Origin of the sequence: Arthrobacter sp. FW306-2-2C-D06B, assembly GCF_021789175.1 — a bacterium.
Taxonomy (GTDB): domain Bacteria; phylum Actinomycetota; class Actinomycetes; order Actinomycetales; family Micrococcaceae; genus Arthrobacter.
The window spans coordinates 1,908,590-1,921,635 of sequence record NZ_CP084560.1; the positions used below are offsets into that span (position 1 = coordinate 1,908,590).

The following is a 13,046-nucleotide window of genomic DNA, read 5'->3' on the forward strand; positions in this document are numbered from 1 at the left end:
CTATATCTACGAGACCACGGAACAAACCGCCCCAAACAGACCCGCCTAAGGCATGTACTGAGAGGGCATGGCTACGGCCAGGCGTGCGGCATACCGTTGAAGGCATGAGCACCCGTGATGACATTCAGCAGTTCCTGACCTCCAGGCGGGCCAGGCTGACTCCCGAGCAGGTCGGTCTTCAGTCGTACGGACGCCGCCGTGTGCCCGGGCTGCGCCGGGAAGAAGTCGCGATGCTTGCCCAGGTCAGTGTCGAGTACTACAGCCGGCTTGAGCGCGGAAACCTCGGCGGCGTTTCCGAGAGCATCCTCGAGTCACTGGTTCTGGCCCTGCGCCTTAACGACGTTGAAGAGCGGCACTTGCGTGACCTGATCCGCGCCTCGGAAAACACCGTCCGCCCCCGTCGCCAGCGGCCTCCGCAGCAGCTCGTCAGGCCAACGGTGCAGCGGATGCTGGATGCCATGACGGAGCTCCCCGCGATTGTGCAGAACGGCAGGCTCGACATTATCGCGGCCAACCGGATGGGCCGGGCTCTCTACGCCGCTCAATTCGACACGACGATTCTGCCGCCGAACCAGGCGCGGTTCATCTTCCTTGACCCCCGCGGACGTGACTTCGCCCCTGACTGGGACCGCGCCGCGAATGAATGTGTGGCCATGCTGCGAGCCGCGGCGGGCCGCGATCCCCACGACCGCCAGGTATCAGATCTCATCGGTGAGCTCTCCACCCGAAGCGATGAGTTCCGCATCCGCTGGGCCGCGCACAACGTCCACCAGCACAAGAGCGGAACAAAACGCATCCACCTACCGTCCGTGGGTGATCTCACTCTGGACTTCGAGGTCATGGAGCTCATTGCCGACCCCGGACTGACCTTCATAACCTTCAGCGCCGAACCAGGGTCCCCGTCCCACGACGCTCTGCAGCTGCTTTCCAGCTGGGCGGCGACGACTGACGCCACCAATGCCGTGGATGCCAGGGGAACGACCTAACACCTGCCGCAACCTTCGCGGCAGTTCTCGACGGCAGGCCCCCTGCCCTGAAGACCCACGTAGCCACCCCAGGATCAAAGCAATTCCCAAGGAGAAACGAATGGAATATCGTCTACTCGGGCGCACAGGCGTGTCCGTCAGCAAACTCTGCCTCGGCTCAATGATGTTCGGCGCATGGGGCAACCCGCAGCATGATGAGTCGATTCGCATCATCAACGCCGCTCTCGATGCCGGCATCAACTTCATTGACACTGCGGACGTCTACTCAGCGGGCGAGTCGGAGGAAATCGTCGGCAAGGCCCTGACTGGCGGGCGCCGGGACAATGTCGTTCTCGCGACGAAGTTCCATAGTTCAATGGGGGAGGACCCCAACCAACAGGGTTCGTCCCGGCGATGGATCATCCGCGCGGTCGAAGACTCGTTGCGACGCCTGGGCACCGACTACATCGACTTGTACCAGGTTCACCGGCCACGTACAGATACGGATATCGAGGAGACCCTCGGTGCGCTCACCGACCTCGTGCATCAGGGCAAGATCCGCTATATAGGTGCTTCAACCTTCCCGGCAAGCCAAATCGTCGATGCACAGTGGGTGGCCCGTGACCGTCGTCTTCAGCGATTTGTCACTGAACAGCCGCCGTATTCGATATTCACTCGCGGCGTCGAGGCAGACGTGCTGCCTACGGCAGCGCGCTACGGCATGGGCGTCCTAACCTATAGCCCTCTGGCCGGCGGTTGGCTCTCCGGCCGCTGGCGCAAGGAGTCCGGCGGCTCTACACCCACGTCCGCAGCCCGGCAGCGGCTTGCTGCGCGGTTCGACATGTCGCTGGAAGAGAACCAACGGAAACTCGAGGTCGCCGAGGCACTTCATGAGCTGGCCGAAGACTCGGGGATGACCCTGATCGAGCTTGCCATCGCTTTCGTTGTCAATCACCCGGCGGTCACCTCTGCGATCATCGGGCCGCGAACCATGGAACAACTCGAATCCCAGTTGCCTGCAGCTGATGTCGTTCTCGAACAGGAGACCCTGGATCGAATCGATGAGCTAGTCACGCCCGGCACGACCATCAACCCCGCTGACGGCGGCTACGACAACCCAGCTTTGCAGCCGGCAGCACGACGACGCTGACGAAGTACGAAGAAGCCCTGCCCCAAGGTGTGTGGCGGGCGGGGCTTCTTCCGGAGATCGGTTAGAAGGAATGTTCGGGACCGGGGAACTGCCCCGAACGGACTTGCTCGCCATACGCTTTGGCGGCTTCGGACAGTGAGGTCCTCAGGTCCGCATACTTTTTGACGAATTTGGCCATCTTTCCGCCGCGCAGACCGGCCATGTCCGGCCACACCAGAACCTGCCCGGTCGGCGCATTCCCGGCGCCGATGCCGATCGTCGGAACCGGGACGGCGGCATCAACGGCCGCAGCGGTTGATGCCGGCACCATTTCCATCAGTACAGCGAAAGCGCCGGCCTCCGCCAAGGCCACGGCGTCCTCGATCAGCCGCTGAGCGTCGTCCCCCCGTCCCTGGACGCGGTAGCCGCCAAGTGCGTGTTCGCTTTGCGGGGTAAAGCCGATGTGTGCCATGACCGGTATGCCGGCCTGGACCATAGCCCGGACGGTCTCAGCGTAAAAGCTGCCGCCTTCAATTTTGACAGCGTGAGCGAGGCCCTCCTTCAGGAACCGGATACCCGTGGCGACCGCCTGTTGCACGGAGACCTCGTAGCTGCCGAACGGCAGGTCGGCGACCACGAGGGCGCGCTGTGCCGAACGCGCAACTGAGCGGCATAGCGGAAGCAACTCATCGACCGTGACGGGCAGGCTGTTCCCGTTTCCAAACACGTTGTTGGACGCCGAATCGCCAACCAGCAATACCTCAATGCCCGCCTGGTCAAAGATCTCCGCGCTGTACTGTTCGTACGCCGTGAGCATGGCGAAGCGCCTCCCATCGGCCTTTGCCTGTTGCAGATGAGGGATGCGGATCCTGCCCACCGGCTTCTTAGCCGCATCCGGCCCGGGAAGACCGGGCCCGGGAAGACCGGGCCCGGAAGGACCGGGGGCCGAAACCTCGGCGGTCGTGCTTGGACGAGAGCTGTTCCTTATGTCCATGATTAGTTCACCGAGCCGTAGTCGCTGGCGAAGGGCGGGCGAATCATCCCCTCGGTGACGGCTTCGGCGGGGTCGGTGCCAAGCTGGACGATCCCGTTGTGCTTGTCCACGTGGACCACTTTGGGCGCGTAGGCCCGGGCTTCTTCGGTTGTCATGCTGGCGTAGCTGATGAGGATGACGACGTCGTTTACGTCGACCAAGTGTGCGGCGGCCCCGTTGATGCCAATCACACCGGAGCCGCGTTGACCGGCGATGGTGTAGGTCTCCAGACGGTTGCCGTTGGTGACGTCAACGATCGCGACGAGCTCGCCGGCCAGGATATCGGCCGCTTCGAGCAGGTCCAGGTCCACCGTGACGGAGCCGACGTAGTGCAGGTCAGCGTGCGTGACCGTGGCACGGTGGATCTTGGACTTGAACATTGTTCGATTCATGAATTGCATTGGCACTAAATCTTCTTAAGGGCCTCAAAGACACCAAGGCCTACTTTGGGCGAGGGGCAACGGAGCGCGATCACGCTGAGGATCTCATGGCGAAGTGCCGTCTCCTCATCGCGGCCAAACCCCAAGGACGGCTATCGGTGGTCGACGTCTGTAGCTGTTTCGCTTTCCCTCGCGTCTAGTGGCCGTCCCGCTTGATCGTGGTCAGCGTACAGAGAGCGCTTGTAGGTCTCCGGGAGGAACTTGACCAGGACTATGGCGACGGCAATCATGAGGCCCATCAGGTAGTAGGCCGGCGCGAGCTTGTCTCCGGTTGCGGCGACTAGCGCAGCGGCTACCAGCGGCCCCATGCCGGCTACCGGACCGACGCCGAGGTTGTAACCAATCGCGCCCGCGGTAAGGCGAATTTTGGGTGGGAAGAATTCGACGATGGTCACCGAACTCATGACGGTGAGTAAGGACTGGGCAACGGCATAGATTCCAAGCCCGAGCAATGCGAGTCCAAACTGTCCGGACGACATCAATAGGAAGACGGGGATGACCAGAACCGCCAGTCCGGCGCAACCCAGGATGTAGCTGATGCGGCGGCCGAAACGGTCGGAGAAAGCTCCTGCCAGAGGGCAGAGGATTGCATACAGAACGAGGCTGAGCGTACTCAGAAGGATCGCCGCGGGACGTGGGAAATGTTGAGTGACGCTCAGGTAGTTATTGAAGTAGGTCGCAAAGTAGTAAAAGCCGGTGCCTGTGGCGGAGGAGAATGCGAAGGCGATCAGAATGTTGCGGATGCCGCCTTTGCCGATGTGTTTGAAGGGATTGACCCGTCCACCCGTCTTCTCGATCTCTCGGAAGACCGGAGTGTCCTCCAACTTCATTCGCATGAAGAGACCCACAATGCCGATCGGAAGGGCAAGGAGGAACGGAATCCGCCACCCAAAGGAATTCATGTCCTGCTGGCTGAGAGTATTGGAAAGTAGGAAGACCATCGCGCTTCCTGCAATGATGCCGAGTGCAGCTGTCGCGGCGATGAGGCTGGACCAGAGTCCGCGTTTTCGATCTGGAGCATACTCGACGAGGAACGTCGAGGCTCCGGTCCATTCGCCACCCACAGAGAGTCCTTGGATACAGCGGATAGCGACGAGCAGGGTTGGCGCGGCTACGCCGATGCTGGCGAATCCAGGTAGAACACCGATGACTGCTGTGGCCACGCTCATGATAACGATGGCGAGTGCAAGTGAGGTTCGTCGTCCGATCTTGTCACCGATGTATCCAAAGACCGCCCCGCCCATGGGACGGAAGAGAAACGCAACGCCGAAGACGGCCAGCGAGGAGAGCAACTGGCTCGTTGCGTCGCCGGAAGGAAAGAACGTTGCGCCAATGATGGTCGCCACGAAGCCGTAGACGGCGAAGTCGAACCACTCCATAAAGTTCCCGATGAGGGTGGCTCCGATTACTCGCCGCCTCGCTCGGGCGTCGACAACAAACGGTGCTGGTGATGAGCCCATGCTCATTGGTCCTTTCAAAATCAAGTCAGATGTCTATGCATTGCAACGACTCGTTGCTGTGGATTTCTTGTATTCGCGTTTACTCTGTGCCGGGCACAGCCTGCGGCCCCGTTGGACGTGTGCGGGTGAGATTCATCGGTCACAGTCGGTTCACGGGCTGGGGAGCCTCTGCGCGAGCCGAAGACGATCTTTCGAGCGGAGTTGGCGATGCAGACGATCACAAACGGCCGAGCAGTGCCCAGGCGTTGTGGTCGACTCAGGCTCTCATCACGAACAAGACGAGGCTGTTCAAGATCCAAAACATGTCGCGGTTTCGATTTCACCTGGCCGGCAGGCTGATTCGTCGTGGAAGGTCCCAGGTCTTCATAGAACAAGAGGTTGCGCCGCGTCCAACCGGCGGAACGATCTGCAATTGGCATCTTGGCATCCTCATTGATCCTCGCGCCTCATGATAAAAGGCGGCCAAAATCACTCTGACATGTTTGTCCGACAAGTGTCAATGTTTTCAAAATGCCGATTATGAATCATTCCGTACATTCCTGCTCGGGACCCACTCGCGGAAACGCGTTGGTCGAGGCACTCATGACTTAGAACGCCCGGAGCGCACAACGAAACCGCCCAACTGCACTTCCAGCTCGGCTGGAGGGCCCGAACTTGACCGGGAGGTCGGATTTCTGAGCCAGGCTGTTGCAGATCGAACGCGAGTCTGCAGCTTGGACGTCGCTAAGGATGGGCGGCTACGCACGCCGAGGCGAGGCGGGGTCATGAACTACGCAATATTTTGTCTTACAAGAGAAAAATTGGCCGAAGTCCTGCAAAAGCTGCTTCACCCGCGGCGAGCAGGTGCGGGTTGGGCAGCCGAGCCAAGAGCTTAGACGGGCGTCATCCCTGCCGCTCCGCTCGCGGCAGCGTGCAAGCGCAACATCTCAAGGTGTTTGCGCATTGCAGTCTCTGCAGCGGTTGTGTCCTTGTCTGCGATGGCGCGATAAAGCTGTATGTGATGAGTCACCGCGACCCGCCCGAGCTTCTCGTCGGTGCGGATGAACGCTAATGGCTGGGCAGCGCGGTGAAGGGCAGATACGAAGGCTGCAAGTACTCGATTGCCCGACGCGTTCGCGACTTCGATATGAAAACGCGCGTTCAGTTCGGGCACCAGGGGGTGGTCGTGAGTTGTCGCGGCCTCTTGGTCGATGATTGCGTGTAGCGCCTTAAGGTGCTCCTTCAGGCGGTACTCCGCGGCCAGCCTGGCGCTTGGAACTTCGAGGAGATCTCGGAAGGTCGAAACTTCATCGGCCGTGACTGAGCCTAGGCCGAGGATATTTGACAGCCGCTCGGAGATGATGCGGGAGAGCGCGTTGTGGTCGACGCTCTGTACGTAGAGCCCACTTGTCATGCCTTGGCCCTTCCCAAGGAATCCGCCTTCCACAAGTGAGCGCAGCGCTTCCCGCACGGTTGCTCGACTGACGTTGAACGCGCTGGCAAGGGCGTGCTCGCTCGGCAGTCGACCACCCTCCGTCAGTGAGCCATCCAGGATGGCTTTGCGGAGTTGGTTTTCGACCTGTTCCCGTGGAAGTAGGACGCGCACAGCGGAGAACTCGAGGGTCGCCTCTGTTGTATTGCTCGTCATCAACATTCCTTGCGGGATTGGCTTCGTCTTAACGCAATGCTGTTTGTCAGACTACGCGATGTTCGTTCATTTGTCGCCAACTTCGAGCTGAGCCTCGACCTTGGAAGAACATGCAGCGCTTAGCCTGATTCGCTCCGAATGTAAGTTTTCAAAGGGCAGGGGCCGCGCTAGATAGGCCTTCGATCCGGTAATAGTTGGTAGGGCGACCGACTCCTGGACGACGTCCTGAAAATCTGGCAGACCATGAACCTGTTTCCTCTGACGCTGGTCCCGGGTCCGCAACACCCAGTTCATAATTTGTAGATCAAAGACGGAGTTGACACTTGTCAGACAAGAGTGGCAGACTCAGAGGACAATAATCTCGAACACGAGAGGAAGGCGGGCGACGATGGCGCTGCTCACCGAAGATCAGCAGATGATGGTCGAGGCGATCGATCAGATTTGCTCAAAGCTTGTGACAGATGACTATTCTGCGGAACTAGACCGGGAAGCTCGTTATCCGCATGAGGTGATGGACGCACTTGCAGAGGCCGGCTGGGCTGCGCTTCCCGTCTCTGAGGAGGCGGGCGGTGGGGGTGCGACTGCCAGGGACCTTGTGGTTGTGCACGAGGCACTCGCCCGGCATAACCTCGTTGTCGGACAAGCATATTTTTCCCTATGGGTGCTTGGTGTAGAGGCAATCGAGCGGCTTGGTAATGAAAAGCAGAAGGCCGAGTGGCTTGAGCGGGTCCAGCAGGGTGCCCGGATCGCTTTCGCGCTCACAGAGCCGGGGTCCGGTTCGGACGCCGCCGCCCTGCGCACGTCGGCAGTGCGCGAGGGTGACGACTTCATTGTCACCGGTTCCAAGGTCTTCATCACTGGCGCGGCCGTGGCAGATGTCATCATCACAGCCGTGCGCACCTCGAAGGAGGGGCGCAAACACGATGGAATTACCCTCTTGATGATCGACCCGTCGATCCCTGGAGTCGGGGTCCGGAAGATCGCGAAGATGGGTCTAAAGGGAATCGACCTCTGCGAAGTCTTCTTCACAGACGCCCGCATCCCGGCTTCGGCCGTGTTGGGCGAGGTCGACGGCGGTTGGCAAGGCGTTATTCCAGGCCTCGCCAAGGAACGCATGCTGCTTGCCGCGCTGAGTGTCGGGGCCTTGCGCGATCTCCTGGAGCGGTGCCTCGAGTACGCGCAGGCGCGGACCACCTTCGGCAAGCCGATCGCAGGTCACCAACTCATCGCCGACAAGCTTGTTGAAATGCGTGTGGCCATCGAGGCCGCCAGGGCGCTCACTTTGCGGGCTGCCGACCTGGTCGACGAGGACGATCCGACCGCGGCGGATGTGGCTGCTATGGCGAAGTTGTTTGCTACACGGGCTTACGTGGCTGCAACGAGCGAGGCGGTGCAGATCTTCGGTGGTTACGGCTTCAGCGACGAATATCCTGTTTCACGCCACTATCGGGACTGCAAGTACCTTGAGATCGGGGGCGGTACCAGTGAGATTCAGAAGATTGTGATCGCGCGGTCAATGGGGATCCGGCTGTGAACGCGCTTGATAGCTTTCGTCTCGACGGGCGGGTGGCCGTTGTCACCGGCGCTTCGGGTGGGCTCGGTGCCGCGGCAGCACGGGCGCTTGCCGATGCAGGTGCAACGGTGGTTGTCACTGGCCGGCGCGAGAGTCACCTCGCCGCCGTGGTCGAAAGCGTCCGCGCTGCTGGTGGTACCGCCCACGCACGGGTTCTCGATATCGCTTATCCCGCTGCGGTCCGTGAGGTTTTCGCCGAAGTGGCCCAGAGCCATGGGCCCTTGGACGTCCTTGTGAACAACGCTGCGCAGGCGCACCAGGCCGATGTACTCGACGTTGGTGAAGAGGATTGGGACCGGATAGTTGACGTCAACTTGAAGGGAAGCTTTTTCGCGAGCCAGTCGTTCATCCGCCACCGCAACACAGGCCGATCAGTCTCAATCATCAACATCGCCTCGCTCGCGGCTTTCGTCGGCGTGCGCGGCCAGTCAGCCTACTCGGCGAGTAAAGCCGGCGTGGTCGGACTGACGCGCGCGCTGGCCGTGGAATTAGCTCGAAGCGATGTCCGCGTCAACGCACTGGCGCCGGGCTATTTCGCTACCGACATGCCGGGCGAAGTGCTGGCAGATGAGGCCGCCACGGCGGCGCTGCTCCGAAAGATCCCGCAGCGTCGCGTCGCCAAGGCCGATGAGATTGGGCCACCGATCTTGTTTCTAGCATCGGACGCGTCGCGGTTCATGACCGGGGCCGTCCTCAATTTTGATGGAGGGTACACAGCACAATGAATGAGCAGAAACGACCCGTAGCCCTGGTCACAGGGGCCGCGGGAGACATTGGACAGGCGACGGCCATCGGGTTTGCCCGCCGGGGATACAACGTCGCCGTCTTCGACCGCCGCGTCGATCTCCTCGACGAGACCGTTGAGTTGTGCGAACGCGAGGGCGCGAGCGTGCATGCTGCTGGCGTCGACCAAACCGACTACGACGCCGTGCAGGCCGGCGTAGCAGAAGTCGTGAGGACACTTGGCCCGATCACTGCTCTTTTCGCTAACGCGGGCTACGGGAAGTTCGGTGAGCTCGTCGAGCAGCCTCTCAAGGAATGGCGCCGACACGTCGATGTCAACCTCAACGGCACATATTTCATCACGCGTGAAGTAGCGAATTCCATGATAGAGGCCGCCCAGGGCGGCTCGATTGTCATCAATGCATCGTCGGGGGCGACGCAGTACTCTGACCTGCTGGGCGCGTATTGCGTGACCAAGTCCGCTGTGAAGATGCTTGCGATTGGTCTCGCCTCGGAACTCGGAAACCACCGAATCCGTGTGAACGCCATCGAGCCCGGGGTCATCGAGACCGGAATGACGGGCCCGATGCTCGGCGGAGAGCACGGACAGGCCCATCGGGACATTCTCCTCAGCGACACGCCAGTCGGGCGCCTCGGCGGACCCCAGGACGTTGCCGAGCTCGTGCTGTTCCTTTCGTCGAATGAGAGCGCCGGCTTTATTACCGGCATTGGGGTGCCGATCGACGGCGGGCAGACGCTGCATGGGCATCCGCGCTGGTATCGCACCGATTACCGCGAAGCAAACAAGGTGAACTGGGAGGTGTCACGATGACGGCAACGACGCGGAATTCGCGAATCGTCGGGGTCGAGGAGGCCTCGGCAAACGTCAAGGACGGGATGACCATCTCGATCGGCGGCTTCATCAATTCCGGCCATCCCATGGCCATAGTTCGCCAGCTCATCAAGGATGGTCGCAGGAACCTCACCGTTGTCGGTGCGGCGTCTGCTGGTCTGGAGACTGACCTGCTCATCGCGGCCGGTGTCGCAAGCAAGGTCGTAACCCCCTACGTGGGCGCCGAGGGTTTTGCGGGCATCGGTCCCGCTTTCCGCAAGGCTGCGCAGGACGGCGCGATTGATGTTTTTGAGCTCGACGAGGCGCATTTCTACGCCGGGCTGCGGGCCTCGGCTCAGCGGGTGCCGTTCAACCCTTGGCGGGCGGGCATCGGTACCGACTATCCGAAGATCAATCCTGAACTGAAAGAGTTCCGTGATCCGATCAGCAACGAGTTGTTGCTGGCGATTCCGGCGATCAACATTGATGTTTGCTTCCTGCACGCGGCCGTGAGTGACATCTACGGCAACGTGCAGCACAACGGCACCAGGTACGGAGACATCTCGATGTACGCCGCAGCAGACAAGACGTTTGTCACTGTGGAGAAGGTCGTCTCACCCGAGCACATCAGGGCCGATCCGCTGCGCACCAGCATTCCGGGCGCGACGGGAATTATCCGCGCACAGTTCGGGTCTCATCCTTATTCGGCGGACGGATACTACGTGCCCGATGCTGAGCACATTAATCTCTACCTGGTTGCCGCCAATAGCTGGCTGAAGACCGGCGACCGGTCGCAGCTCGACGCGTATCTTAAGGAGTTCGTCTTCGGACCGGCTGACCATGCGGCCTATCTGGAGCGCGTCGGTATTCGCAAGCTTCTTTCCCTGAATGAGTTCTGAGGACGTCATGAATGAGACTGCATATCCCAAGGAAGTAATGGCGGCCGTCATCGCGCACGGGCTGCACGACGGGCAGTGGGTAGAGGTCGGTGCGAACCTTCCAGTACCCCGCGCGGGCGCCCTGCTGGCCCATCTTTCGCACGGGCCAAATATGAATGTGATGATCGCGATGACGAAGGCATATGTCCGCGACACTCCCGTGATCGAGGAATTCGAGTTCATCACCGACGTCGGTGCGATGCGCTGGGCCGAGGCGTACTACCAGCACGACCAGCTGTTGAATAACCAGCGGCACCGCGCCAACGGTGTGTTCTTCTGTGGTGGCATCCAAATCGACCGTTTCGGTAACTCGAACCTGATCGGAATCGGGCGGGATTATAAGAACCTGAAATTCCGCGGGCCAGGAGCAATAGGCACCTGCAACGCCACAGTGCAGAACGGCACCTGGCACCTGGTGACCACATCGCATGACCCGCGCGTACTCGTTGACCGCGTCGACTTCGTTTCAGCTCTTGGTTACGGACGTGGCGAGCCGAATCTCCGTGAGGAGCTCGGGTTGCCGAATGGCGGACCGACATCGATCATCACGCCGCTGTGCGTATTCGACTTCGATGAGGAAACCCGGAGCGCACGGCTGAAGTCCATCCACCCGGGGGTGACGAAAGACGAAGTTGTCGAAAAGACCGGCTTCGAGATCATCGTCCCTGAGACGGTGCCGACCACCGCCGGACCGACACCGGAGGAGCTCGCAATGCTCCGCATCCGCATTGATGCCAGGGGGGCGCTGCGGGAATGAAAATGGTAGATCCCTCCCTGCGCACCCTCCCGGCCCTGTTGGCAAAGAATGCTCTGGAAGACGGGTCTCGTCCGTTTCTATCGGACGCCCACGGAAGTCGGACGAGGGCGCAGATCTGGGAACGCACCCAGCGCGTAGCGAGCGGTTTCCGTAGCCTCGGCCTTGAGAGTGGTGACCGTGTGGCGTTAATGCTCGATAACTCTGTCGAGTTTGTCGAGACCTGGTTTGGGCTGGCGACGGCGTCGCTTGTGCAGGTGCCGCTAAATCCCGCGATCTTGGGGGAGCGTCTCATCCACGCGATGGCACACTCGGGGGCGACCGCGCTTGTGGCCGATGTCGGTTACGTCTCCCAGTTCGAGCAGATCGCCAGCGAGCTGCCGAAGCTGCGCACGATCGTCGTCGTTGGCGGCAAGGCGAAGACGTCATTTGAGCAGGTGCCTTTTGAGCAGATTAGGTCGGCCGACATCGGCGAACTGCCGGTTGTCACCTGCGCCGACACGACTGCAATTATGTACACCTCAGGGTCGACTGGACCGGCGAAAGGTGTGGTCGTGCCGCACGGCCAGCATTACATGAACGGCTGGCAGGCAACCCGCCAAGCAGAGATTGGCCACGACGACCGTATCTTCGTCACCCTTCCGCTGCACCACAACATGGCACAGGGGTACGGCGTGATGGCGGGAGTTGTCTCGGGAGCCGAGGTCTATCTCTCCACCGGTTTCAAGAGGGCCACGTTCTGGAACGAGGTAATCTCGTCCGGTTCAACAGTCTTCCCATTCGTCGGGTCAATCCTGGCGCTCTTGGCTGCACAGAAGGGCCCCAGCGAGAACCCGCTCCGCGTCGCTTACGGTGTCCCTGTGCCACCGTCCCTGCATGAGGAGTTCGAGAAGCGGTTCGGCCTCCGGCTCATCGACGGTTACGGCTCAACGGAGGGCACCATCCCGGCCTGGGGAAGTGTTCGCGGTGACCGCGCCATTGGATCCTCAGGACGGGTTGTCCCCGAGTTTGAGGTCGAGATCCTTGATGAGCGGGATGTACCAGTGCGAACTGGGGAGATCGGTCAGATCTGTATTCGTTCCCGCGAGCCGTTCTCGATGTTCCAAGGCTACTTCAACGACTACAAGCGAACAGTCGATGCGCTCCGGAACTTTTGGTTCCACTCGGGCGACAGGGGCCGGTTTGACGAGCAAGGAAACCTTTGGTTCGAAGGGCGAATCGATGATGTCATGCGCCGCTTCGGGGAGTTCATTTCGGCCAAGGAAGTTGAGGCGGCGATTGTCAAGCACGACGCCGTTGAGCTGGTCGCTGCCTACGGTGTCGCATCAGAGGTGGCCGGCCAAGAAGTAATGGTCGCAGTAATTCTGAAGGAGGGACGCACGCTGAGCGCTGAAGAACTGCGGGCGCATTGCGAAAACTACCTTCCAGCCTTCGCCATCCCGCGATTTGTGGAGTTCTTCGATGAGCTGCCCATGACGCCCACCGGGAAGATCGAAAAGCACAAGCTGCGCGCACGGGGCGTGTCGCAAGCCAGCTTCGATGCCCGCCGTGACAAAGACAGGAGTAAATGAC

At 60.8% G+C, this 13,046-nt stretch carries 12 protein-coding genes; 8 read left to right on the top strand and 4 right to left on the bottom strand.

Annotated features, from left to right (window positions below):
* Positions 1–104 precede the first annotated feature (104 nt).
* The gene (locus tag LFT47_RS08955) at positions 105–986 is read left to right on the top strand and encodes a helix-turn-helix transcriptional regulator (RefSeq protein WP_236817351.1); all 882 of its coding nucleotides are present in this window, start codon (positions 105–107) and stop codon (positions 984–986) included.
* Between the two features lie 100 nt (positions 987–1,086).
* A complete protein-coding gene (locus tag LFT47_RS08960; protein WP_236817353.1) occupies positions 1,087–2,115 on the top strand; it encodes an aldo/keto reductase in 1,029 nt (342 codons plus the stop codon).
* 61 nt (positions 2,116–2,176) lie between these two features.
* On the opposite strand, the gene panB is transcribed toward LFT47_RS08960, so the two are convergent.
* The 4 genes from panB to LFT47_RS08980 form a co-directional block, all read right to left on the bottom strand.
* Entirely contained in the window at positions 2,177–3,088 is a 912-nt protein-coding gene (gene panB / locus LFT47_RS08965) for a 3-methyl-2-oxobutanoate hydroxymethyltransferase (RefSeq protein WP_236817355.1), read from the bottom strand.
* Positions 3,089–3,090: 2 nt separating this feature from the next.
* Entirely contained in the window at positions 3,091–3,519 is a 429-nt protein-coding gene (gene panD, locus LFT47_RS08970) for an aspartate 1-decarboxylase (protein ID WP_236817357.1), read from the bottom strand.
* 140 nt (positions 3,520–3,659) lie between these two features.
* Positions 3,660–5,027 (bottom strand): MFS transporter, encoded by a 1,368-nt coding sequence (locus LFT47_RS08975; protein WP_236817364.1) that lies wholly within the window; start codon positions 5,025–5,027, stop codon positions 3,660–3,662.
* An 871-nt stretch (positions 5,028–5,898) separates the two neighbouring features.
* Positions 5,899–6,654, bottom strand: a complete 756-nt coding sequence (locus tag LFT47_RS08980; RefSeq protein WP_236817366.1) for a FadR/GntR family transcriptional regulator — start codon at positions 6,652–6,654, stop codon at positions 5,899–5,901.
* Positions 6,655–7,042: 388 nt separating this feature from the next.
* Here LFT47_RS08980 and LFT47_RS08985 point away from each other — a divergent pair, with 388 nt between their 5' ends.
* The 6 genes from LFT47_RS08985 to LFT47_RS09010 are packed head-to-tail and all read left to right on the top strand — an operon-like array spanning position 7,043 to position 13,045.
* On the top strand, positions 7,043–8,188 hold the full coding sequence (locus LFT47_RS08985; RefSeq protein ID WP_236817368.1) for an acyl-CoA dehydrogenase family protein: 1,146 nt from the start codon (positions 7,043–7,045) through the stop codon (positions 8,186–8,188).
* A complete protein-coding gene (locus LFT47_RS08990) occupies positions 8,185–8,952 on the top strand; it encodes an SDR family NAD(P)-dependent oxidoreductase (protein WP_236817369.1) in 768 nt (255 codons plus the stop codon). The genes LFT47_RS08985 and LFT47_RS08990 overlap by 4 nt, the downstream gene beginning before the upstream one ends.
* Positions 8,949–9,782, top strand: coding sequence for an SDR family NAD(P)-dependent oxidoreductase (locus tag LFT47_RS08995; protein ID WP_236817371.1), 834 nt, complete (start codon positions 8,949–8,951; stop codon positions 9,780–9,782). Before LFT47_RS08990 ends, LFT47_RS08995 begins: the two co-directional genes overlap by 4 nt.
* Entirely contained in the window at positions 9,779–10,681 is a 903-nt protein-coding gene (locus tag LFT47_RS09000) for a CoA transferase subunit A (protein WP_236817373.1), read from the top strand. The genes LFT47_RS08995 and LFT47_RS09000 overlap by 4 nt, the downstream gene beginning before the upstream one ends.
* A 7-nt stretch (positions 10,682–10,688) precedes the next feature.
* Complete coding sequence (locus LFT47_RS09005) at positions 10,689–11,477, top strand: CoA-transferase (protein WP_236817374.1); 789 nt, start codon at positions 10,689–10,691, stop codon at positions 11,475–11,477.
* A gap of 38 nt (positions 11,478–11,515) precedes the next feature.
* Positions 11,516–13,045, top strand: coding sequence for an AMP-binding protein (locus tag LFT47_RS09010; protein WP_236817376.1), 1,530 nt, complete (start codon positions 11,516–11,518; stop codon positions 13,043–13,045).
* The last annotated feature ends 1 nt before the right edge of the window (position 13,046 follow it).

Excerpts from the sequence above, each read along its gene's own strand:
- LFT47_RS08955 (WP_236817351.1), top strand. The coding sequence starts at position 105 with ATGAGCACCCGTGATGACATTCAGCAGTTCCTGACCTCCAGGCGGGCC.
- LFT47_RS08960 (WP_236817353.1), top strand. The coding sequence starts at position 1,087 with ATGGAATATCGTCTACTCGGGCGCACAGGCGTGTCCGTCAGCAAACTC.
- panB (WP_236817355.1), bottom strand. The coding sequence starts at position 3,088 with ATGGACATAAGGAACAGCTCTCGTCCAAGCACGACCGCCGAGGTTTCG.
- panD (WP_236817357.1), bottom strand. The coding sequence starts at position 3,519 with ATGAATCGAACAATGTTCAAGTCCAAGATCCACCGTGCCACGGTCACG.
- LFT47_RS08975 (WP_236817364.1), bottom strand. The coding sequence starts at position 5,027 with ATGGGCTCATCACCAGCACCGTTTGTTGTCGACGCCCGAGCGAGGCGG.
- LFT47_RS08980 (WP_236817366.1), bottom strand. The coding sequence starts at position 6,654 with ATGACGAGCAATACAACAGAGGCGACCCTCGAGTTCTCCGCTGTGCGC.
- LFT47_RS08985 (WP_236817368.1), top strand. The coding sequence starts at position 7,043 with ATGGCGCTGCTCACCGAAGATCAGCAGATGATGGTCGAGGCGATCGAT.
- LFT47_RS08995 (WP_236817371.1), top strand. The coding sequence starts at position 8,949 with ATGAATGAGCAGAAACGACCCGTAGCCCTGGTCACAGGGGCCGCGGGA.
- LFT47_RS09000 (WP_236817373.1), top strand. The coding sequence starts at position 9,779 with ATGACGGCAACGACGCGGAATTCGCGAATCGTCGGGGTCGAGGAGGCC.
- LFT47_RS09005 (WP_236817374.1), top strand. The coding sequence starts at position 10,689 with ATGAATGAGACTGCATATCCCAAGGAAGTAATGGCGGCCGTCATCGCG.